We start from the raw sequence: 19,761 nt of genomic DNA on the forward strand, positions 1-19,761 counted from the left end.
TGCCTCGGGGCCCATCGCGCGGCCTTTGCCTCCGGCTTTGCCCTCGCTTTTGCACGCTTTCTTATCCGATTTTTTATCCGATTTCTTATCCGGTTGTTTATCCGGTTTTTGTCCACGAAGCGCCCGCCCACCGTGCATGGGTATCGTTGGACGACGCCATCAGGCCGCGTCGGTCGCTTCGAGCGAGCGCCACCGTCCATCCGACGACACTGCGGCGCGGCCATCTTCCGCGAGTTTCTCGAGGTGGGCGCGCAGCGAGCGCTTCGCCACCGCATGGCGCGCGGCCGGCACATCGGCGTAGACGACCGGCGTCAGCGTCTCGATGCTCGCCGGGCCGACCTGCCGGAGTGCCGCCAGCGTACTCGCCTCGCGTGCAAGCCGATGGGCGATGAGCCTTGCAATCCGCTGCGCCGGACGATCCATCACGAACCCATGCCCCGGCGCAAGCCACCGCGCATCGAGCGCCGCGAGCTTTTCCAGCGACGCCAAATACGTCGCCATGTGCCCATCCGGCGGGTTGATGACCACCGTCGACCCTTGCATGACATGATCGCCGGTGAAAACGAGGCTCGCCTCGTTCAGCCCGTAGCACAGGTGATTCGCGGCATGCCCGGGCGTATGGATCGCACGCAGGCGGCGGCCGTCCGGTAATGTCACCTCGTCGCCGTCGGCAAGTGTGACGTCCGGCACGAAGCTCGTGTCCTGCCCTTCGTCGTGCAGGGCGGCCATGCCGTAAGTGGTCGCCCCCGTTTTTTCCTTTAGCAACCTCGCGCCGGGCGAGTGATCACGATGGGTATGCGTGACGAAAATTTGCCGGACGGCGCCGGTCGCCGCCCGCAGGATCGCGTCGATGTGCGCGGCGTCGTCGGGACCCGGGTCGATGACAGCCCAGGCGTTCTGGGGGCCGCCGCCAATCAGGTATGTGTTGGTGCCGGGGCCGGTCATCATGCCCGGGTTCGACGCGCTCACACGCAGCACGCCCGGCATGAGCGTGACGATACGGCCCGGCTCGATGTCGTAGCTGCCGGTGCCTTGCTCGGCCGGATCGACCAGCGAGAGTTCGGCCCACGCCGGTTCGTCCGGCGTGATCGGCCATCGTCCTCGCTTCCCCTGGGCGAGACGAGGTTGAATGCGCGGGATCTCACGCAATGCACTCGCGGTCGCTATCGCCTGCGCGGCGCTGTCCATGCCGTCCAGCCACGCCAGCAGCTTGCGCGTCGGTGGCAGTAGACGCAACTGATCCGCATGCGTGAGCGCATATTGCGGACGCATCCAACGATGCGCCGCCGTCTCGATACGATCTACGTCGACCGGCTGGTCCGACGGCAGCATGGCGAGAAAGAAGCGTGTGTCGAATCGCTTGGGGAGCGCGAGCGGTGTGACCCAGTGACTCAGGTAGTGCAGATGCCGAGGTGCGAGTCGCACGTTCGACGACTGGCAGAGCGACGCGATGTCGATCGTTCCGTCATGCAGCGCTTCGCGTTGCGCGCGCAGGGCGTCGAGGCGTTGCGGATCGAGTGCGGTGCCGGCGACGTCTTGCGCGAAAAGCACACCGGTTTCTTCGAAGCATTCCCGAATAGCGGCAACGTAATAATCGAGACCGCCTTCGGGAATCCGGAGACGTGCGCTTGCCGTCGCGTCGTCGAGATCGTCGCAGACCCCATGTGCGCGGCGGTCGCCGGCGTCGACCACGCCGCCGGGAAAGACATAGGCGTCGGAACTGAAGTCGTTGGCGCGAACCGCGCGTCTTAACAGCAGCACTTCCATGCCGCTGGCTCGCTCGCGCAGCACGACGAGACTCGCAGCCATACGCGAAGCCGTCTGAGGCATGTGCGGCACGTGCGGTGTTTGCGATGTGTAGGCGGCGTCGGCGGACGCTGACGCCGGCCTGTCGGTACGATCGGTACGATCGGGGCGATCTGCCATGGGACGTGTGCACGCAAGCCGCGCGAATTCTGAAAGTCCCTAGTGTGCCACCGGAAAGCGGTGGCCGCAGGCGGGGGGACCCCTGATGGGCGACGGCTCAGGCCGCGTCGTTGGCGGCTTGCGCAGGCACGGTCATTACGTCGTTGCGCGGGCGGTAGTTGGGCGTCGAGGGCATGCGTGCGGCAACGTCGTGTAGCCATTGCATCGTCGCTTCGGGTTGTGTCACGGGCAGCATGTGGCCGCCATCGACGAGTGCCAGACGCACCCCCGGGTGGGCCGTCGGCATACGCTCGCCGTGCACGCGGTAGTCGAGAATGCGGTCGCCGCGTCCGTACAGAATGTCGACGGGCACGGTCAATTCGGCGTAGCGTGCGGCGAGCCCGGCGATGTCGCGCTCGGCCGCGAGGATATCGACGCTGCCCGCTTCGAAGTTGCCCGGACGAAAGCCCAGCACGCCGCCGCCACGTATGAGGAAGTCTTTAGGCGCATCTTCCGGCCCGAAGACGTAGCTGAGCGTCGTGCGTCCCGTCATCATGCCGATGGGCACGGCCAGCGTGCGTGCAACCCAGCGACGCCACCACGCGCTGCGAATCGCGAGCCCGCGGAACGGGGCGGGCACGTCGGACACCGGCTGCGTGAGCGGCGCGATCAGCGCGAGCGCCCCGACACGCTCGGCATGGTCGAGTGCGAGCATGAGCGCTACCGCGCCGCCGAGCGAATGCCCCACCACGAGCGGACGGTCCAGTGCGAGCCGGTCGATGACCTGCGCGACGACGCTCGCTTGCCAATCGATGGCGCCGTCGCGAGTCGCCGCGCGTGAGGAGTACCCCGAGCCCGGTCGGTCGATGAGCACGATGCGGTGCGTGCGGGCGAGCGCCGCGAGCGGCAGGTAGGCAAAGTTGCGCAACTGACCGCACAGCCCGTGAACGAACACGATGGCCGGGCCATGCCCGAAGTCGACGTAGTGCAGGCGCTCCGCGTCGATGTCGAGAAACTGGCCGTCCGGCGGCACGGCGGCCTCAGCCCGGCGTGCCACGCGACGCGTGAAGCGCATCAGCACGAATACCGCTGCGGCGAGGGCGATGACGAGGCAGGCGAGCAGGTAGGCAATGAGCATGGTGTCGTGTCGTAGCGCGGGATGAGGAAAAGACGTCACTCGGAACGCATCGTAGCAAGGTGTGGCGCTGCTTCGCGATGCGACGCTGCGTCGCATTGCCGGGTGGCGCGCCGCTCGAACCGCATGACGCCGTCGTCGACGCTGCCCCAGCGCATCAGGCGCAAGTCGCGCAGATAGCTTTGATAGAACACCCACGGCTTGCGTGCGCCTTGTTTGGGCAGCACGCCCGCCGCCCGCTGGATGTACCCCGAGGTCAGTCCGATCGCCGGCAACTCGCCTTGCTCTGCGTCGCGCAACTGCGGCACGCACGTGTCGGCACCATGCGCATCCATGTGACGGATCAGACGACAGACGTATTGCGCGATGAGCTCCGCCTTCAGTGTCCACGACGCATTCGTATAGCCGAAGATCGATGCCAGATTCGGCACGCCGCTGTACATCATGCCTTTGTACGCGACGGTGTCGGCCAGCACCACGGGTTGGCCGTCGACGATCAGTCGCGCGCCGCCCATGAGTTGCACGCGCAGGCCGGTGGCGGTCACGACGATGTCCGCGTCGAGCGTTTTGCCGCTTTTGAGCGAAAGACCGTGCGGCGTAAAGCTGACGATTTCGTCAGTCACGATGTCGGCGCGTGCGCTTCGCAACGCTTTGAAGATGTCGCCGTTGGGCGCCAGACAAAGGCGTTGATCCCAGGGGTTGTAGCGCGGCGTAAGGTCGCGCTCGACGTCGGCGTGGCCTTGCGCTTGTCGTGCGGCGCGCCGGATCAGTACGCGTCGGACGGCACGCGGCCAGCGTCGCGAGGCGTTGTAGAAGCCGAGCGTGATCAGCACGTTCTTCATGCGCACGATCCGGTGCGCCGCACCCGCCGGCAGCCATGCACGCAGGCGCTCGGCCATGCCGTCGCGCTGGGGCATCGACAGAATGTAGCTGGGCGAGCGCTGCAACATGGTGACGTGCGCTGCGCGCATGGCCAGGTTCGGCAGCAGCGTCACCGCCGTGGCGCCACTGCCGATGATCACGACCCGCTTGTCGCGATAGTCGAGCTCGGCGGGCCAGTGCTGGGGATGTACCACGGTCCCGGTAAACGACGCCATGCCGGGCCACGTGGGCGCGTGACCCGCGTCGTAGGCGTAGTAGCCGCTGCACATGAACAGGAAGCGGCAGGTGAGCGATCGTGTCTCGCGACGGCCGTCGGCATGGGTCTGTTCGACATCGAGCGTCCAGCGCGCCACGCTCGAATCCCAGCGAGCTTCGAGCACCTTGTGGCCATAGCGGATCAGGCCGTCGAGGCCTTCGGCGCGGGCCGTCTCCTTCAGATAGTCGAGGATCTCGCCGCCCTCGGCGATGGCCCGATCGCTTGTCCATGGGCGGAAGCTGAAGCCGAGCGTGAACATATCCGAGTCGGAGCGCACGCCGGGGTAACGGAACAGATCCCATGTGCCGCCGAGCGACTGACGTGCTTCGAGCATGGCGAAGCGCGTGTGCGGGCATCGCTCGCGCAGATAGTGGGCCGCCGCGATACCGGACAGCCCGGCGCCGACGATGACGACATCGAGATGCATGCCGCTCGCGCTGGCGTTCGCGATATCGGTTGCTGTGGCGTGGGGCGTCATGACAGGGTCCTCGGCAGGGTGCTTACATCAGGGTGAGTACATCAAGGGTGAGTACATCAGCGCGATTACTGCGGGGGCGTCCTTCAGGGGGAACACGTCAGTGTGTGGACGATTCGGTCGCGGCCGAACGTGCGCCGGTGGCGGCGCAGGCGCGTTTGCGCGACATGGCGGCGCGGCGATAGCACCAGACGACCATCGCCTGATAGCGTGCGCCGAGCAGGCGGACGAGTTTGTCCACGCGTCGGGCGTCGGGGCCCACGAGCACACGTCGGGCATTGCGCTCGACACCCGCGAGAATTTGCCGCGCGGCGGCGTCCGCACTGGTGACGTCGATGAGCTTGTTGGCACGGCGGCGGTGCGTCTGCGTGTCGATGCCGGTGAAGGCGGTCATGCTCTCGTCGATACGCGAGGTCGTCACGATGTTGGTCGCCACGCCCCCCGGGTGCACGCAGGTGCAAGACACTGGCGAGCGCATCAGGTCGAGTTCCATACGCAAGGCTTCGGTAAAGCCGCGCACGGCGAACTTGCTGGCGTTGTATGCCGATTGGGTCGGCATTGCGATGATCCCGAACAGACTCGACGTGTTGACGATGTGCCCCTCGCCGGCGTCGTTCAGGTAGGGCAGGAACGCTTGCGTGCCGTGCACGACGCCCCAGAAATTGATATTCATCAGCCACGCGAAGTCTTCCTGGCGTGCGGTTGCGACCGGCACCGATAGCGAGACGCCGGCATTGTTGAAGACGAGATTGACCTTGCCGTGCGTTGCCGCCGTGTCGCGCGCCCAGGCGAACACGGCCTCGCGGTCGGCCACGTCGAGTCGCTGCGACGTGACGCGCACGCCGAGCGCGCGGCAAGCGGCGGCGGTGTCGGCGACGCTCGCTTCGTCGATATCGGACAGCGCGAGATGCGCGCCACGACGCGCCAGTTCGCACGCGAGCGAGCGACCCATGCCGGAACCGGCCCCGGTGATGGCGGCGACCTTGTCCGTGAATGTCTTCATTGCACTGTCTCCTTCGATGCGGCGTCGATGTCGTCTGCCTCGTCGTGTGCGGGTGCCCGCGCGGGCTGCCATGAGGTCATGTGAATTTGGTGATGTTTGTCACCACTTTAGTTTTCCGTCTGGGTGATGTCAAATAGCGAAATGGAACAGGCACTCGAATCGAAGGACGCGGCGATGGCGGTGGCGAAGACGTTGACAAAGACGGTGAGCGGCGGGCGGCGCTATGGCGGCGTCGGGCAGGCGCAGCGGGAGCAGGCGCGTCGTGCCGCGCTGATCGACGCCGCGACGGAGGTGTTCGGCACCGTCGGCTTTCGTCGGGCGACCGTGCGCGCGGTGTGCGGGGCGGCGAAACTCAACGACCGGTATTTCTATGCGGCGTTCGACAACATGGAACATCTGTTGCGGGCGACGTACGCGCATCACGCGCAGACATTACTGGAACGGTTGCAGGTGGCGATCGCCGCGAGCGCGCCGACGCTCGACGCACGCCTCGACGCCGGCCTGCACGCTTTCTTCTCGTTCTTGCGCGATCCGCATGCGGCGCGCGTGTTGCTGCTCGAAGTCATGGGGGTGAGTGCGGAGACGGACCAGACCTATCAGCGCTACATCTTCGAATTCGCGAAGCTGATTCTCGGCATGGCGGCGACGCCGGCACCCGACGACGACGACGCCCAGGCGCAGGCGCGTATTGTCGGTCTGGCGCTCGTCGGCGCGATGACGAACGCCGGCACGGCGTGGGTGCTCACCGGCTATGAGGACACGCAGGCGTGCATGGTCGCAAGCTGCCGCCGCGTGTTGCGTGGGGCACTGGTCTGATCCCGCATCGCGACATCGACGAGCGGAGACCGCCGCAGCGCCGGGCAGGCTCGCTACAATACGTTTTTCCCGTACGACGCGCATGACGCGAGAGGCGCTTGCGCTCGCCGTTCCCGTCGTCCTTCCTAATTCCTCACTCTCCAAAGGTCGCAAATGACCACTATCGGAACTCCGCTGTCGCCGAGCGCGACGAAGGTCATGTTGTTGGGCGCCGGCGAACTCGGCCGTGAAGTGCTGATCGCGTTGCAGCGTCTCGGTGTCGAGACGATTGCGGTGGATCGTTACGAGAACGCGCCGGGGCAGCAGGTGGCGCATTATGCGCGCACGATCGCGATGACGGATCCCGAGCAACTCAAGGCGCTGATCGAGGCCGAGAAGCCGGATCTCGTCGTGCCCGAGATCGAAGCGATTGCCACACCGATGCTCGAAGCGCTGGAAGCCGATGGCGTGGTGCGGGTGATCCCGACCGCACGGGCGGCGCGGCTCACGATGGACCGCGAGGGCATTCGCCGTCTGGCGGCCGAGACGCTGGGGCTGCCCACGAGTCCGTACCAGTTCTGCGACTCGCTGGAGCAGTTGCAGGCCGCCATCGACGGCGGCATCGGGTATCCGTGCATCGTCAAGCCGGTCATGAGCAGTTCGGGTAAAGGGCAGAGCAAGATCGACAGCGCGGCCGACGTTCAGGCCGCGTGGGACTATGCGATGGCGGGCGGGCGCGTGAGCCATGGCCGCATCATCGTCGAAGGCTTCATCGATTTCGACTACGAGATCACCTTGCTGACCGTGCGTGCGCGCGGCGCCGATGCGCAGATCGAGACGCACTTCTGTGCGCCGATCGGGCACAAGCAGGTCAGCGGCGATTACGTCGAGAGCTGGCAGCCGCATCCGATGTCGTCCGTCGCACTCGAACGCGCTCGCGTGATCGCGCGCGACGTGACGAACAACCTCGGCGGGCAGGGCATCTTCGGTGTCGAACTGTTCGTGAAGGGCGACGACGTATGGTTCAGCGAAGTGAGTCCGCGTCCGCACGACACCGGTATGGTGACGATGATCACGCAGTGGCAGAACGAGTTCGAACTGCACGCGCGCGCGATTCTCGGTCTGCCGGTCAACACCACGCTCAAGACGCCGGGCGCGAGCGCTGTCATCTATGGCGGTGTGGACGCGAAGGGCATCGTGTTCGACGGCGTGGATCAGGCGCTGCAAGTGCCGCAGACGGACATTCGTCTGTTCGGCAAGCCGGAGAGTTTCGTCAAGCGCCGCATGGGTGTGGCACTCGCGTACGACAACGATCTGGACGTGGCGCGCAGCCATGCGGTGGAAGCGGCCGGTCGCGTGAAGCCGCGCGCTGTCTGACGACGGTTCGGCGCAGGTCCGACATCCCGGGCTGCAACGAAAAAACCCCGCCTGAGCGGGGTTTTTTCGTTCGGGCAGTGGCTAGGGTCAGCGCACTGCCCGAGGCGCGTCGGTCGCGTTAGCGACCGCTCAGCGAATCACCAGGCCTTAGACCGGCTGGATGTTGCTGGCTTGACGGCCCTTCGGTCCCATCTTCACTTCGAAGGTGACCTTCTGGTTTTCTTGCAGCGACTTGAAGCCCTTCGCTTGAATTTCCGAGAAGTGGGCGAAGAGATCTTCACCGCCTTCGTCCGGCGTAATAAAACCAAAACCCTTGGCGTCGTTGAACCACTTGACGGTACCAGTTGCCATTTCTTAAATCCTTAAAGTTTTCAAATGAGCGAGCGAGATGCTCAGCGAGCGCATGACATTAAAGCTGATCAGGTACAACCGAGTTGACGCAGAGGGCGACATTAGATGACACAAGACTCGCCATACAACGTTCATGCACCCGTTTTTTTACGGGAAAGGTGGGAAGGTGTCAAGCAGGGAAACTGTGGGATTGTTGATCCACGCCAGTTTCCAGCCGTTTTTCGCTGCGATGCGACATGCATTCGAGATTGCCGGACGGCCGGTCGAACCGATTTCGCCATCTCGCGCCACGCGTCGCGCTCGGCATCGTTGTGCATACGTCATCGCGACTCAGGGCGCGTATGCGACTTGTGTCATTTCCCTTCGGTGTTTCCCGGTTGCCGAGAAGTCTCGTCGCCGAAGTGAGACATCCGAGTGACACGTTGCTCAAAAGCATTCGACGAAAAATTCGAAGCGACACGACGCGTCGACAATCCCTTGTGGTACCGGCACAACGCGTGCGGCGACGCGCCGGCGTTTCACGCGTGCGTCATTGCGATATGCGCTCGGCGTGACAGACGTTGTGCCCCCTGGCATGGGGCGACCCCAAGCCGCCCCATGCCGCGCTAACCGGCATGAATCAGCCTCAGCCAGCCTCAGCGAACATCAGGCACGCGAGCGCGTGCGGTGCTTGCTCGCGAGGGTCGGATGCGCCCGATGCGTTGTCTTCGGCGCCAGCGTATGGCGCGTCTTCACCGGCTTGCGATCCTTCGACATGCGATTTGTGTGGCCGGACTTTCGATGATCGTCAGCGCGATGCGTACCTGAAGATTTTGATAGGTGTGCCGACGTTGACGACGATGTCTTCACGTGATGCCGAGGCGCCGGTTTGGCCGACGCTTTCGTTACGCCTCGCCTGGCCTTCGGCGTATGCACTTTCGCATTCGCCTTAATATTTGTTTTCGTATGCGACTTCGCATGCCGACCGGATGCAGTGTGCGAAGCGGAGACGTGCGAGGCGGCGAACGCCGACGTGGTGAGCGTGGCGGCAAGGGCGAGCGAGAGCGCGACGTACGCATTGCGCAGGGCGCGCGGGTAGAGCTTGGACAACGGTGCCTCCGTGGGAATGATGGCGTGCGCCGAATCGGGCGCGAACGGGGTTGCGGATTCGGGGGTGGCGTCGTGACGGGCAGCCCGTTCGTCACTGGATGCGATGACATATATCGCTGAGCGCGCACTGACGAGCGGGCGCGATTGTAGGGCCGCAAAAATGCCTTGTCGAGATGGTGCGATGGCCGGCCGACCGCCCAAACGCCGTCATGCACCAAAATGGGCGATTTTTGTGCGCTGCCGCATCGCTGTCCTTTGGGATAAGTATTTTCCCTAGGAACGCTGGCGGCGCACGTCATGGCTCGATTTGGCGGCTGCAAAATAGATGCGCATCACCCTCAAATTTGAGAGGGCGGTGCCGTTAATGGCCTCATGATGACCTCTTGATCGCTTCACGATGGCATTGCAACAAGCGTTGACATGACGTCATCATGGTGAGGCAAGCACGCTAGGCGGCCGCGCAGTGCCGCGTGTCTCTCGAGACCTTACGTGGCAACCAATCAGGCACCGACGCTCGACACTTTGCAATCGCTGCTGGAAACCGTCCAGCGCAATGAGCGTTCGCTAAAACGTTTCCAGGACATCGAACTGGCGCTCATGGGGGCGCCGGACTTCTGTCAATTCCTCGAAGTGGTGCTCAACCGCCTGCGTCATGACTTCGATCTCTCCGGCGTGCGGCTGATGCTCGCGGAAGTCGACGACACCTTGCGAGATCTCATCGACACCGCCGAAGGCATCCGCGCGCTCGACGCGGGCCTGTGCATCGCGCAGGACGCCAGTACCTTCGCCGCCGTGTGCGGCAACGGCCAACTCTGGATCGGTGCGCCGCGCGAACGCCATGCGTCGTTGTTCGGGGCACGTCCTCCCGCGAGCGCCGTCGTCATGCCGCTCGCGCGCAACGGACGCTACATCGGCGTAATCGCGTTGGGGAGTCGCGACGCGCGTCGCTTCGCGCCCGAAATGGCGACCGACTTCCTCGAACGTTTCGGTGCGGTCGTCGCGGTGTGCCTCGAGAACATGTGGAATCGCGAGCGTCTCAAGCGCATCGGACTGACGGACCCACTGACGGGTTTGTCGAACCGCCGCTATTTCGATCAGCGTCTCAGAGAGGAGGTCATTCGGGGCGCACGTTACGGTGCGCCGTTGGCGTGTCTGCTTATCGACATCGACCACTTCAAGCGAGTGAACGACAGTCACGGACACGCGACCGGCGATCGCGCCCTGCGCGCGGCAAGTGTGTGCATGCGCGCCCAGCTTCGGGTGACGGATACGCTGGCGCGCTATGGCGGTGAGGAGTTTGCCGCGTTGCTCGTGCAGACCGAGCAGAACTGGGCGGGCACGGTGGCCGAGCGTGTACGTCGTGCGGTTGCGCGACTCGAAGTGCCCGACGACGACGGCGCGCTCGTGCCGCTGACGATTTCCATCGGGCTGGCGAGTGTCGATCCGCGCGATATCGCCGATCCGGACACGCTGCCGATGCGGTTGCTCGGCGCGGCCGATGCCGCGCTATACACCGCGAAGCGCTCGGGGCGCGATCGCGTCGTGGTCGCGCCGGCGGCGAGTTTGCGCTAGGGGGCGCAGCGCGGCCGAATATATGTTGCCGTATGCGTTGTCAGACGCGCCGCATGCGTTTGCTTACCTCGCTTACGTCGCATCGGCTGACCTGTCGATGGCGGTTGGCGATCGTTGGCTTACCGAACGCTGAACCAGCCGATCAGCAGCGATACCGTGACCACCGAAAGAACCGTCGAAATCAGAATGGCGCGGGAGGCGACGGCGGCTTCGCGTCCATACAATTGCGCCAGCATGAACGGTCCGGTGCCGATGGGCAGCGCCGAGAGCAGAAGTGCACTGTGTGCCCAGATCGCCGGCAGATCGAAGACGCGAAACGCCAGAAAGGCGGTGATCGCCGGTTGGAACACCAGCTTCAGTCCGACAAGGCGTCCCACCGCGTGAGCCATTCGCGGTTCCTTCGCCGCGCCGGCGCTTTGCGCGAGAAACATGCCGATAGCCACTAGCGCGCACGGGCTGGCAGCACCGCCGAGCAGCGTCGTGAAGCGCAGTACGGGGGCCGGCAGCGCAATGCCGATCGCGGCGAATGCCATGCCGACGAACGGCGAGACGACCAGCGGATTGCGGATCAGGGCGCGAGCGACGAACCCGGCGGTACGCCGCCAATCCGGTGTCGTTTGCAGATCCGTCTCGATGATCGCGATGGAGATCGCGAAGAGCACCGTCGCCGTGAGCAGCATGGCGACGACGACGGCCGGCATACTGGCCGGGCCGAACGCCACGAGGCAAAGCGGAAAGCCCATGAAGCCGGCGTTCGGATACGCGGCGCCCATGCCTTCGATGCTCGCGTCGGTCAGTCGCCCGCGGACCGTGCGGTCGAGCACAAACGACAGTGCGAAGGTGGCGGCCATGCCGCCACCGAAGGCGCCGAGAAACCCCGGATTGATGAGTTCCGCCCACGTGATTTGCGCCGTCGACTGGAACAGTACGGCGGGCAGGGCAAGGTAGACCACGAAGCGATTGAGCGCGTCGAGCGCGGCGCTGCCCAGCCAGGCGCGGCGCGCGCACAGATACCCCAAAAAAATCAGTCCGAAGACGGGAAACGCGGCGGAGATGACGGCTTGCATGAAGGCAGTCGGTTCGATGCCTCGGCGCCGGGGCATCAGGTTGAGTCAGTCGGGTCGGGCGCGCCCCGCGCGGTGCGGTAACGGATCGCCTGTTTCCGTTCGCTTGCTTCAGTTGGCTTGCTTCAGTTCGATTGCTTCAGGCGGGCGAGCCACTCGCGACGGGCGTTGCCGCCGTCCATTTCCGTGTGCTCGCGTGCGGCGGATTCGGCGCCATCGGCGTCGCCGGCCGCGATGCGCGCCACGATGTCGCCGTGCTCGTGCCAGACGACTTCCTGCATCGGCAATGCGTCTAGCGTTGCGGCCATCGCGCGCATGATGTGCGGCCATTGCGGCGCGACGGTCTGAGCGATCAGCGGATTGCCCGACGCGTCGTGCAGCGCCGTGTGGAACGCCACTTCGACGCGCACCTGACGCGCCACCGGCGTGCCGCGCGTCATGGCCATCCCGGCGGCGACGGCATCCTGCAACCGACGCAGCTCAGGCGCGCGCAGCGTGCCGTCAACGACCCGGCAGGCGGCGAGCCGGGCGGCGAGTCCGTCGAGCGCGGTGCGCACTTGATACAGCTGACGCAGACGGTCGGTGTCGATCGGCGCGACTTCCAGACCCTGGCGCCCGCTGTCGCACACCAATCCGTCGCGCTTTAACAATTGCAGGGCATGGCTGACCGGCTGACGCGATACCCCGAGCGAGTCCGCGAGTTCCGCCTGCCGGATGCGTTCGCCCGGCGCCAGCGTGAGATCGGCGATGGCGTCGCGCAGACGCGAGTAGACCTGATCGATGAGGACCGGCGAACTCGCGAGGGGGGACAATGGCGCGAGCGAAGCTTCGGGGGCGGCAGAGGACGGCATGACGGTTTTGGCGTGTCGGCGTTAGCCAACGATCCGTGATATCTGGAATTCCGAATTCTACGCTGGACATCGGATGTCGGCCCGTCTTTTTTCACGGACCGTGCCGTGAGGCCAAATCGTGAGGCCGAATTCACAACGGCGATCCGTCGATCGCCGATCGATCATCCATCGCTTGGATCGAGTTCCGGCGGCCAAACGGAAACGGGGGTGGGGGATGAGGGGGATGCCGCACGCGCCGGCGTCTGAAGCAGCGCCTGCATGGTGGTGCGGGTGCGTTGGAGGCGCCGGGCGAGCGCCCACGCTTCGGCTTCGGTTTCGAACAGTCCCACGATCAGGTGCGGTTCGGCGGCGAAACCGTCGGAGAACAGGCCGACGTTTTTGGCGATCATCTCGCTGGCCCGCTCGACCGAGACAGTGTACTGACGCGGTGAACGGTACTGATTGACGACGACGGCGAAGGCGCGGGAGAACGCGTCGGACATGCGAAGACCTCCTCTGTCGGCATGGCGCAATTCCCCGGGACATCCCTTCGAAAACACGCGCATGGCGTTGCACTTCCGGTGATTGTAGGCGATGGCGCACCGCATGGCAGGACAACACAGGGCAAGCACCGACGTTGAAATCGTCGGGTATGTTCGCCGGTGTCCTGCATAAAAAAAGCCGCCGAGCGGGTCGGCGGCGCAACAGAGAGGGTGACAGCGCAACCGAAGTTGCCTTGCATGAGCTTAGGCGGCGGCGATGACAGCGTCGTGACGGCATCGCGGCGGTGGGTCGCGAACGCGCATGCGATGCCATGTCGCGTGCCAACTACGCACGCGGTACAGGTGTTCGAAATGTCGAGGAAAAGCCGCGCACCGCGCGCGGGGCACGCGCAAGACCTTCCTCGTTCGATGCGGGCTGAAGCGCGAGCCGGCTTACACGAGCACCGGCAGCGCCTCCACCACAAGCAGGGCGACGAGCGCACCGACCACGGCGCCGACGGCACGCAAGCTGTAGCGCGTCGTTCGGGTGGCGACCGGGATACCGCCAACGAGCAGGGCGCCTGCCACTGCCATCGGCAGGAACAAGGTCAGGTCGTAGAGATTGAAGTGGAAGGTGGGCATCGTTTTTGTCTCCTCTCCTATGTGCCTTTCCACTATAGGACGCTGTTCGAGGATGCCCAAATTTGGTGCGGCGCAGCATGTCGCTGCCGTTGGATGCCGGCAAACGGCCGGACCTGCGCCCGACAAACACCGAAAGCCGCCGAAAGCCGCCGAAAAATGGCGGCAACGTCGAAGCACGGACGCTCAGTCCTCCTGCCGGACCACGTGCATTTTGCGGCGGGCGTTCCACATCGCCATGTCCTTGCGCGTACGCGCACGCTCGCTCACGTTCATGCCGGCCGGTTGCGCCTGGGCCGTGGAGATGGTGACGTCGCTCGCATCGCTGCGTGCCTGCACCATCATGAAAAGCGTCAGCAGCGAGGCTGCTAGCGCCAGCAAGATCAGCTTCATAAGGCCCCCGGTGAATCTCTGGTAAGTCTGGTCGTCGTCGATCGTGGTGATCTTGGGGGCGCCGCCGGGCTCGTCCTGACCGGCCCTGCGAAGGCACCGTGCCGGCGAGCGTCCTGCGACGCATCTGTCATGCATGCTGAGGGACTTCGTTGCCGCAACTGCCTGACTTACTTGCTGGGGCTCTGGGCGTCTCATTGCTATTTGCATCGGCGCGATCATAGCGGATCTGGATGACAGCTTTCCTGAGCTTCCCAAAACCTCCCGACGGCGCGCTGTAACGAGGCGCGCCCCATCTTCTAACGTATAGCGACGTGTGTCGCGAAAAGTTGAGCCGTTGTGACGATTATTTGCATACATGAGCCGCCAGCTCGATATCGGTTCGCCGGCGGCCCATGCGCAAAGCCTGATGTGAAGGATCGATGTGCACATCGACGTGCAAATTAACGTGCGCATCGACGTGCGCATCTACGTGCGCATCGACGTGATTTAGGGCTGACCAGACACCTCGTCGGTCAGACGGCGGCGTGCCGCGTTCTCGGGTAACGCCATGGCCGCAAGCGACGCCACGGCGGCCCCCGCCTGCGCCAGCTCATGCATGACGTCGGGTGACATGCCGAGCGCAACCGAAAGCCCCGTCAGCCCCGCCCATGTCGACGGTTCCATCAGCCGAGACAAGAGAAAGCGCATCGTCATACCTCCGTCGAGTCGTCGAGCGACGTTTTCCCGCTGAAGTAAAACGGGGTCATGTCGATGTGCGAGACAGTCGTTTTTTGCCCGAGCCCCTCGTGCGCGGCGTTGGCGAGCACCCCGTTGTCCTGATCGATGGTCCACGTGAAGAGACCGCCCAGACCGTTGCGTTTGACGTAGTCGCCCTTGGCGCGCACCGTACGTGGCGTGTCGAGCGACATGAACAGACCGCTCGACGGCTGGTAGAGAAAATCCGCATCGGCCACCGGATCGGTATAAAGCGTGAAGCCATGGCGTGCCGTGCCGTTTTCCAGATCGAGGTAGTTGCGCAGCACGTCGTAGTACTCCGTGGTACCCGATTCGAACGTGCCGACGGTCATGTCGTCGCCCGGCGAATAGCTGCCGCGCAGCCCGCTGACCTGCGTGATCTGCGCCTGACGCGCGTTACGCGAGTAGGCGGCGTAACCGATATGCACCTTGGCGAGCGGCACGCCGGCCTGCCGCAGCCAGTTCACTGCGCGGTCGACCGAGAAGCCGGCGGCGTCGGCGGGGTTCGTGTCGTGCAGATTGGTGTGATGTGCAAGCGTCGGCGCCCATGGTGTGCCGAAGAAGTCGTACGTCATCAGGTTAAGGCGCGAGACGCCGGCGGCGATCAACCCGGGCAGATTGGCGCGACGCATGTCGGCTACATTGGCGGAGGCCGCAATCGAGATTTCGACATCCTTGCGGCCCGCTGCCAAGAGCGCCTTTTTCAGGTCGCTGACGAGCGCAGCGTAGTTCGGACCATCCGTGTCGTCGTACGAATTGCCGACGTTGCCGGGGGCGCCGGGGTATTCCCAGTCGAGATTGATCTCCGTGAACATCGGGAAACGCCGGAGCAAATCGACGACGCCCGCGCAGAACGTCTTGCGTCGCGCGCTGTTGCCGGCCACGCCATGAAACGCCTGACTCATCGTCCAGCCACCGATGGCGAGAGCGAGTTTCAACGCCGGATTCTTCGCATGCGGCAGGCGCAACCCGCCCAGCACCCCTTGTGCGCGCGACTGTTGGAACATCGGCATGACATCGTTGCTCACCCAGCCGGGAAAGCCGCAGTTGCGATAGGCGAGCACGTCGCCCCAACTGTCGACGAACGTCGCCTGATCCGGCTTGCGAGCGAAGTCGGTGGCCGCACGGGCAATCGTCTGCGCTTTCTCGCCCTGATCGCCGACGATGCCGGCAAAGCCGACGATCAGGCGGTCGTAGGCAAACGGATCGAGCAACATCAGATCGACGCCGCGCCCGGCGGCTTCGTTGCTGAAATCGCCGTCGAGGCGGCCGTCGTATTGTGACCAGTCGGTGTAGTAGCCGGAGACCTCGAACGCGTTCCTGGCGTAGCGGTTATAGACGCGTCGGGCGACCCGGGCCGATGTGTACGACAACTGCGTGGTGCTGGTCGCGGGATCGAAGCCGTTTTGCGCGTAGGTTGTCTCCGTCGCCCCCGCGAGCGGATCCGTGGGATAGACGAGTTCGCTTTGATACGCCGCCGTCTCGGTCGTCGCGTCCATCGTGCCCGTGGCCGCCGTCCCGGCGCTTGGCGCGGACGTATTGACGGCGGGGGCGGCATGGGAGGCTTGATAGGCGTGAGGGGAATGAAGGGAATGGGCTGTCATCGGGGTATCGGACATGCTGTGGCTCCTGAGAGTGAAAGGACAGGCGCCGTTGCCGGGCGGCCCTGGCCGCTGCGGCATCGGCGTGATCAGCGTCGCGTTCGCTCAGCGGGCTCGCCAGCGCAAACGACGTGTCAGGGCGCCGAGCCTGCGAAGGCTGCGTAGTGCGCGATGCAGCATCCCCGGGCCTGCCCCGCGGCGGCATGGCGAGGTGGGAACGGTGGAGAGGGTGGCGGGTGTGGCGGGGCGGCAAGAGGGCGTGGCTGTCGCCTGCGTCGCATCCTGCGCCGTTGTGGGGGTGTTGTCGCAAGGCTCGAAGCGATAACCGATGCGAGGCACTGTCACGATATGCCGGTGCAAGCCGAGCGGAATGAGCTGGCGACGCAGCCGGGAGACGACCTGCATCAGATTCGTGTCGTCCTGGTCGGGACGCGTCGGCCAGAGCGTCGCGATCAGCGTACGTTTGTCATGGACGACATTGGCGGGGGACCGCAGCGCGCACAACAGTCGATACTCGATCTGCGGAATTCGCACGATCACGCCATGACGTCTCACCTCGCCATGACCGTCGCGGGCGACGCCATGCTGGAGCGGCGATGCAAGCGAGGTGGGGGCCGTCGCGTCGCCGATGATGAGACCGTCGAGGGTGGCGCAGCCATGGCCTTCTCGGTTATCACGTCCATCGAGATGCTCCCGATCATCGCGCTCACCACGCCCGGCGATGCCCTTCGTCATTGACGTGTGCGCAGTCAGCGCAGCGGGCGAGGGCGGCAAGTCGAAGCGATAACCTACGCGCGCGACGGTGACGATAGCGCGTTGCAGACCGAGCGGCGCGAGCGAGCGTCGCAGGCGTGAGACGAGTTGCACGAGCGCGGCGTCTTCCATCCACTGCGCGCGCCGACCCCAAAGGGCTTGCATCAATGCGTGCTTCTCGAATGCGTTGCCCGCGCGCGCGGCGAGCAGCACCAACAAACGCTTTTCCTGTTCCGACAGACGCGCAGCGACGCCGTCGCGCTGCACGAGATTGGTGACGTCGTCGAGATCGAAAGGTGACATCGGCATGGGTCGCTCCTGGAGACGGGGAAGGGACGCCAACCGTAGCGACGCGTATTCACCTGTCACAAGACATCAACCGACCCCAAGCCCGGCATAACAAGCCACAGCCCGCCAAAACGAGAGAAAGCGCTCGTCATCGGAGATGCTTTGGGGGAGCGGCGGCCTGACCATGCGCTCATCGAGTGCCTAGGCAATGTCACGCGTCGCATCGCGAGGTAAGATAACGGCCATATCTCGCCGGGCGCTGCCGGTCGTGCCAGGCACGTGAGGTGCCGCGCGACCCGGGCGTTCCCGTGGCCGACTTTCCGAACACTCCCGGATCCCGTCATGCTCGAACTCATTGCCGAACATCGTTGTTTCGGTGGCGCGCAGCGCTTTTATCGTCACGCATCGTCCGCCATCGGCCTGCCGATGCGCTTTTCGGTCTTCGTGCCGCCGCAAGCGCGCGACGGTCGCGCCGTTCCCGCGTTGTTTTACCTTGCGGGCCTCACGTGTACGGAGGAGACGTTCATGATCAAGGGCGGCGCGCAATGGCTCGCCGCAGAACACGGTGTGGCGCTGATCACGCCCGACACCAGCCCGCGCGGTGCAGGCGTGCCGGGCGAGACCGATGCCTGGGATTTCGGCGTCGGTGCGGGCTTCTACCTCGACGCGACGCAGGCGCCGTGGTCCACGCATTACCGCATGTACAGCTACCTCGTCGATGAGCTATACGGACTGGTGACGCAGTCGTTGCCGATCGACGCCGAGCGTATCGGCATCTTCGGTCACTCGATGGGCGGGCACGGGGCGTTGACGCTCGCGTTGCGCAACCCGGACAAGTTCCGTTCCGTGTCGGCCTTCGCGCCGATTGCCGCGCCGATGCGTTGCCCCTGGGGCGAGAAAGCGTTCACCGGCTATCTGGGCACGGATCGGGAGACATGGCGTCAGTACGACGCGAGCGAGCTGATCGCGAAAGCCGGGCAGGCCGTGTTCCCGGGCGGCATTCTGATCGATCAGGGGCTGAACGATCAGTTCCTCGAAGCGCAACTGCACCCGGACATCTTCGAGCGCGCCTGCCGCGAGGCAGGCCAGTCGCTCAATCTGCGCCGTCACCTCGGCTACGATCACGGTTACTACTTCATCCAGACGTTCATGGCAGATCATTTGTCTCATCACGCGGAGCATCTGCGCGCTTACTGAGCTGCCGCTTGCATCGTTTGCATCGTTTCCTTTGGTTGCGTTTCGTCTTGGACGACGTCACACCGCCCGCGCTACGTAACGGCGTGACGGTGTGACGATCTCGTCCTGCGCGCGGACGATCTCCAGTTCGTAGCGCCCCGCAAGATGCGTGATACGCAGCACTGCATCGACAGCGGCCAGCGTATGTTCGAACGCCGCACGAACCGTATCGCCGCGCAGCAGGCGCGCGAGAAATACGCCTGAGGTCAGATCGCCCACGCCGACCGGATGCCGCGAGAACGGGTAGAGCGGGCGCGACCCGTGCCACGCCTCGTCGTTCGTCACGACGAGCATGTCGAAGCGATCTTGCGGCTTGCCGGCGTACTCCAGATGTTTGACGAGTACCATCTTCGGCCCGCGCGCGAGCAACGCGCGGCAGGCCGAGACGGCATCGTCGAACGTATCGATCGGATGCTGCGAGAGTTTTTCCAGTTCGAGATGGTTCGGCGCCATGATGTCCGCGACTTCGGGCATGTGCTCGACCAGATATTGTTCGATGCCCGGCTTGACCTGACACCCCTTCTCCGGATGCCCCATCACGGGGTCGCACAGATAGATCGCCGCCGGGTTGACGGACTTTACGCGTTGCACCGTCGCGCGCACGAAGCTCGCCTGCTCGGGCGCGCCCAGATAGCCTGAGAGCACCGCATCGCAGCTAGCCAGTTCGCCGATGTCGGCGATGCCGTCGACCAGCCGCAGGATCTCGTCGCTCGGCAGCGCTTGCCCCGTCCACTTGCCGTATTGCGTGTGATTCGAGAACTGAACCGTGTGGATCGGCCACACGTTGACGCCGAGACGGCGCATCGGAAATTCGGCGGCGCTGTTGCCCGCGTGGCCGAACACGACGTGGGACTGAATGCTGAGAACGTTTTTCATCATGATGTGGCGGGGCAGGCGCGG

At 64.7% G+C, this 19,761-nt stretch carries 18 protein-coding genes; 4 read left to right on the plus strand and 14 right to left on the minus strand.

Annotated elements, in window-relative coordinates; all coding sequences use genetic code 11:
* Positions 1-159: 159 nt before the first annotated feature.
* From PAN31108_RS25130 to PAN31108_RS25145, 4 genes are all read right to left on the minus strand, one after another.
* A complete protein-coding gene (locus PAN31108_RS25130) occupies positions 160-1,809 on the minus strand; it encodes an MBL fold metallo-hydrolase (protein WP_246184144.1) in 1,650 nt (549 codons plus the stop codon).
* A gap of 214 nt (positions 1,810-2,023) precedes the next feature.
* Positions 2,024-3,043, minus strand: coding sequence for an alpha/beta fold hydrolase (locus PAN31108_RS25135; RefSeq protein ID WP_150671484.1), 1,020 nt, complete (start codon positions 3,041-3,043; stop codon positions 2,024-2,026).
* Positions 3,044-3,078: 35 nt separating this feature from the next.
* Positions 3,079-4,656, minus strand: coding sequence for a flavin-containing monooxygenase (locus tag PAN31108_RS25140; RefSeq protein ID WP_150671485.1), 1,578 nt, complete (start codon positions 4,654-4,656; stop codon positions 3,079-3,081).
* 97 nt (positions 4,657-4,753) lie between these two features.
* Positions 4,754-5,656: an SDR family NAD(P)-dependent oxidoreductase gene (locus PAN31108_RS25145; protein ID WP_150671486.1), complete on the minus strand. Its 903-nt coding sequence runs from the start codon at positions 5,654-5,656 to the stop codon at positions 4,754-4,756.
* 126 nt (positions 5,657-5,782) lie between these two features.
* On the opposite strand from PAN31108_RS25145, the gene PAN31108_RS25150 reads away from it, so the two are divergent.
* Together PAN31108_RS25150 and purT are read left to right on the plus strand one after the other, a co-directional pair.
* Entirely contained in the window at positions 5,783-6,472 is a 690-nt protein-coding gene (locus PAN31108_RS25150) for a TetR/AcrR family transcriptional regulator (RefSeq protein WP_150671487.1), read from the plus strand.
* Between the two features lie 153 nt (positions 6,473-6,625).
* Entirely contained in the window at positions 6,626-7,828 is a 1,203-nt protein-coding gene (gene purT / locus PAN31108_RS25155) for a formate-dependent phosphoribosylglycinamide formyltransferase (RefSeq protein WP_150671488.1), read from the plus strand.
* Positions 7,829-7,975: 147 nt separating this feature from the next.
* On the opposite strand, the gene PAN31108_RS25160 is transcribed toward purT, so the two are convergent.
* Positions 7,976-8,179, minus strand: a complete 204-nt coding sequence (locus PAN31108_RS25160; protein ID WP_150671489.1) for a cold-shock protein — start codon at positions 8,177-8,179, stop codon at positions 7,976-7,978.
* Between the two features lie 1,578 nt (positions 8,180-9,757).
* On the opposite strand from PAN31108_RS25160, the gene PAN31108_RS25165 reads away from it, so the two are divergent.
* The gene (locus PAN31108_RS25165; RefSeq protein ID WP_246184145.1) at positions 9,758-10,840 is read left to right on the plus strand and encodes a DUF484 family protein; all 1,083 of its coding nucleotides are present in this window, start codon (positions 9,758-9,760) and stop codon (positions 10,838-10,840) included.
* A gap of 119 nt (positions 10,841-10,959) precedes the next feature.
* Here PAN31108_RS25165 and PAN31108_RS25170 read toward each other — a convergent pair whose 3' ends face one another.
* From PAN31108_RS25170 to PAN31108_RS25205, 8 genes are all read right to left on the minus strand, one after another.
* Entirely contained in the window at positions 10,960-11,907 is a 948-nt protein-coding gene (locus tag PAN31108_RS25170) for an AEC family transporter (RefSeq protein WP_150671490.1), read from the minus strand.
* Positions 11,908-12,029: 122 nt separating this feature from the next.
* The gene (locus PAN31108_RS25175; protein WP_150671491.1) at positions 12,030-12,755 is read right to left on the minus strand and encodes a GntR family transcriptional regulator; all 726 of its coding nucleotides are present in this window, start codon (positions 12,753-12,755) and stop codon (positions 12,030-12,032) included.
* A 161-nt stretch (positions 12,756-12,916) separates the two neighbouring features.
* Positions 12,917-13,237 carry a hypothetical protein gene (locus tag PAN31108_RS25180; RefSeq protein ID WP_150671492.1) on the minus strand — a complete coding sequence of 107 codons (321 nt, stop codon included), beginning with the start codon at positions 13,235-13,237 and terminating at the stop codon, positions 12,917-12,919.
* 432 nt (positions 13,238-13,669) lie between these two features.
* Positions 13,670-13,858 (minus strand): hypothetical protein, encoded by a 189-nt coding sequence (locus tag PAN31108_RS25185; RefSeq protein ID WP_150671493.1) that lies wholly within the window; start codon positions 13,856-13,858, stop codon positions 13,670-13,672.
* Positions 13,859-14,041: 183 nt separating this feature from the next.
* Entirely contained in the window at positions 14,042-14,248 is a 207-nt protein-coding gene (locus PAN31108_RS25190) for a hypothetical protein (RefSeq protein WP_150671494.1), read from the minus strand.
* A gap of 486 nt (positions 14,249-14,734) precedes the next feature.
* The gene (locus PAN31108_RS25195) at positions 14,735-14,935 is read right to left on the minus strand and encodes a hypothetical protein (protein ID WP_150671495.1); all 201 of its coding nucleotides are present in this window, start codon (positions 14,933-14,935) and stop codon (positions 14,735-14,737) included.
* A gap of 2 nt (positions 14,936-14,937) precedes the next feature.
* A complete protein-coding gene (locus tag PAN31108_RS25200; RefSeq protein WP_246184146.1) occupies positions 14,938-16,602 on the minus strand; it encodes a glycoside hydrolase family 18 protein in 1,665 nt (554 codons plus the stop codon).
* 87 nt (positions 16,603-16,689) lie between these two features.
* Positions 16,690-17,646, minus strand: a complete 957-nt coding sequence (locus PAN31108_RS25205) for a winged helix-turn-helix domain-containing protein (protein WP_150671496.1) — start codon at positions 17,644-17,646, stop codon at positions 16,690-16,692.
* Between the two features lie 321 nt (positions 17,647-17,967).
* On the opposite strand from PAN31108_RS25205, the gene fghA reads away from it, so the two are divergent.
* Complete coding sequence (fghA, locus tag PAN31108_RS25210; RefSeq protein ID WP_150671497.1) at positions 17,968-18,822, plus strand: S-formylglutathione hydrolase; 855 nt, start codon at positions 17,968-17,970, stop codon at positions 18,820-18,822.
* Positions 18,823-18,879: 57 nt separating this feature from the next.
* On the opposite strand, the gene pdxY is transcribed toward fghA, so the two are convergent.
* Complete coding sequence (gene pdxY, locus PAN31108_RS25215) at positions 18,880-19,737, minus strand: pyridoxal kinase PdxY (RefSeq protein ID WP_150671504.1); 858 nt, start codon at positions 19,735-19,737, stop codon at positions 18,880-18,882.
* Positions 19,738-19,761 lie beyond the last annotated feature (24 nt).

This window comes from Pandoraea anhela, from assembly GCF_902459655.1.
Taxonomy (GTDB): domain Bacteria; phylum Pseudomonadota; class Gammaproteobacteria; order Burkholderiales; family Burkholderiaceae; genus Pandoraea; species Pandoraea anhela.

Excerpts from the sequence above, each read along its gene's own strand:
- PAN31108_RS25135 (WP_150671484.1), bottom strand. The coding sequence starts at position 3,043 with ATGCTCATTGCCTACCTGCTCGCCTGCCTCGTCATCGCCCTCGCCGCA.
- PAN31108_RS25205 (WP_150671496.1), bottom strand. The coding sequence starts at position 17,646 with ATGCCGATGTCACCTTTCGATCTCGACGACGTCACCAATCTCGTGCAG.
- PAN31108_RS25180 (WP_150671492.1), bottom strand. The coding sequence starts at position 13,237 with ATGTCCGACGCGTTCTCCCGCGCCTTCGCCGTCGTCGTCAATCAGTAC.
- PAN31108_RS25150 (WP_150671487.1), top strand. The coding sequence starts at position 5,783 with ATGTCAAATAGCGAAATGGAACAGGCACTCGAATCGAAGGACGCGGCG.
- PAN31108_RS25130 (WP_246184144.1), bottom strand. The coding sequence starts at position 1,809 with ATGGCTGCGAGTCTCGTCGTGCTGCGCGAGCGAGCCAGCGGCATGGAA.
- PAN31108_RS25170 (WP_150671490.1), bottom strand. The coding sequence starts at position 11,907 with ATGCAAGCCGTCATCTCCGCCGCGTTTCCCGTCTTCGGACTGATTTTT.
- fghA (WP_150671497.1), top strand. The coding sequence starts at position 17,968 with ATGCTCGAACTCATTGCCGAACATCGTTGTTTCGGTGGCGCGCAGCGC.
- PAN31108_RS25140 (WP_150671485.1), bottom strand. The coding sequence starts at position 4,656 with ATGACGCCCCACGCCACAGCAACCGATATCGCGAACGCCAGCGCGAGC.
- purT (WP_150671488.1), top strand. The coding sequence starts at position 6,626 with ATGACCACTATCGGAACTCCGCTGTCGCCGAGCGCGACGAAGGTCATG.
- pdxY (WP_150671504.1), bottom strand. The coding sequence starts at position 19,737 with ATGAAAAACGTTCTCAGCATTCAGTCCCACGTCGTGTTCGGCCACGCG.
- PAN31108_RS25160 (WP_150671489.1), bottom strand. The coding sequence starts at position 8,179 with ATGGCAACTGGTACCGTCAAGTGGTTCAACGACGCCAAGGGTTTTGGT.
- PAN31108_RS25200 (WP_246184146.1), bottom strand. The coding sequence starts at position 16,602 with ATGTCCGATACCCCGATGACAGCCCATTCCCTTCATTCCCCTCACGCC.
- PAN31108_RS25185 (WP_150671493.1), bottom strand. The coding sequence starts at position 13,858 with ATGCCCACCTTCCACTTCAATCTCTACGACCTGACCTTGTTCCTGCCG.
- PAN31108_RS25175 (WP_150671491.1), bottom strand. The coding sequence starts at position 12,755 with ATGCCGTCCTCTGCCGCCCCCGAAGCTTCGCTCGCGCCATTGTCCCCC.
- PAN31108_RS25195 (WP_150671495.1), bottom strand. The coding sequence starts at position 14,935 with ATGCGCTTTCTCTTGTCTCGGCTGATGGAACCGTCGACATGGGCGGGG.
- PAN31108_RS25145 (WP_150671486.1), bottom strand. The coding sequence starts at position 5,656 with ATGAAGACATTCACGGACAAGGTCGCCGCCATCACCGGGGCCGGTTCC.
- PAN31108_RS25190 (WP_150671494.1), bottom strand. The coding sequence starts at position 14,248 with ATGAAGCTGATCTTGCTGGCGCTAGCAGCCTCGCTGCTGACGCTTTTC.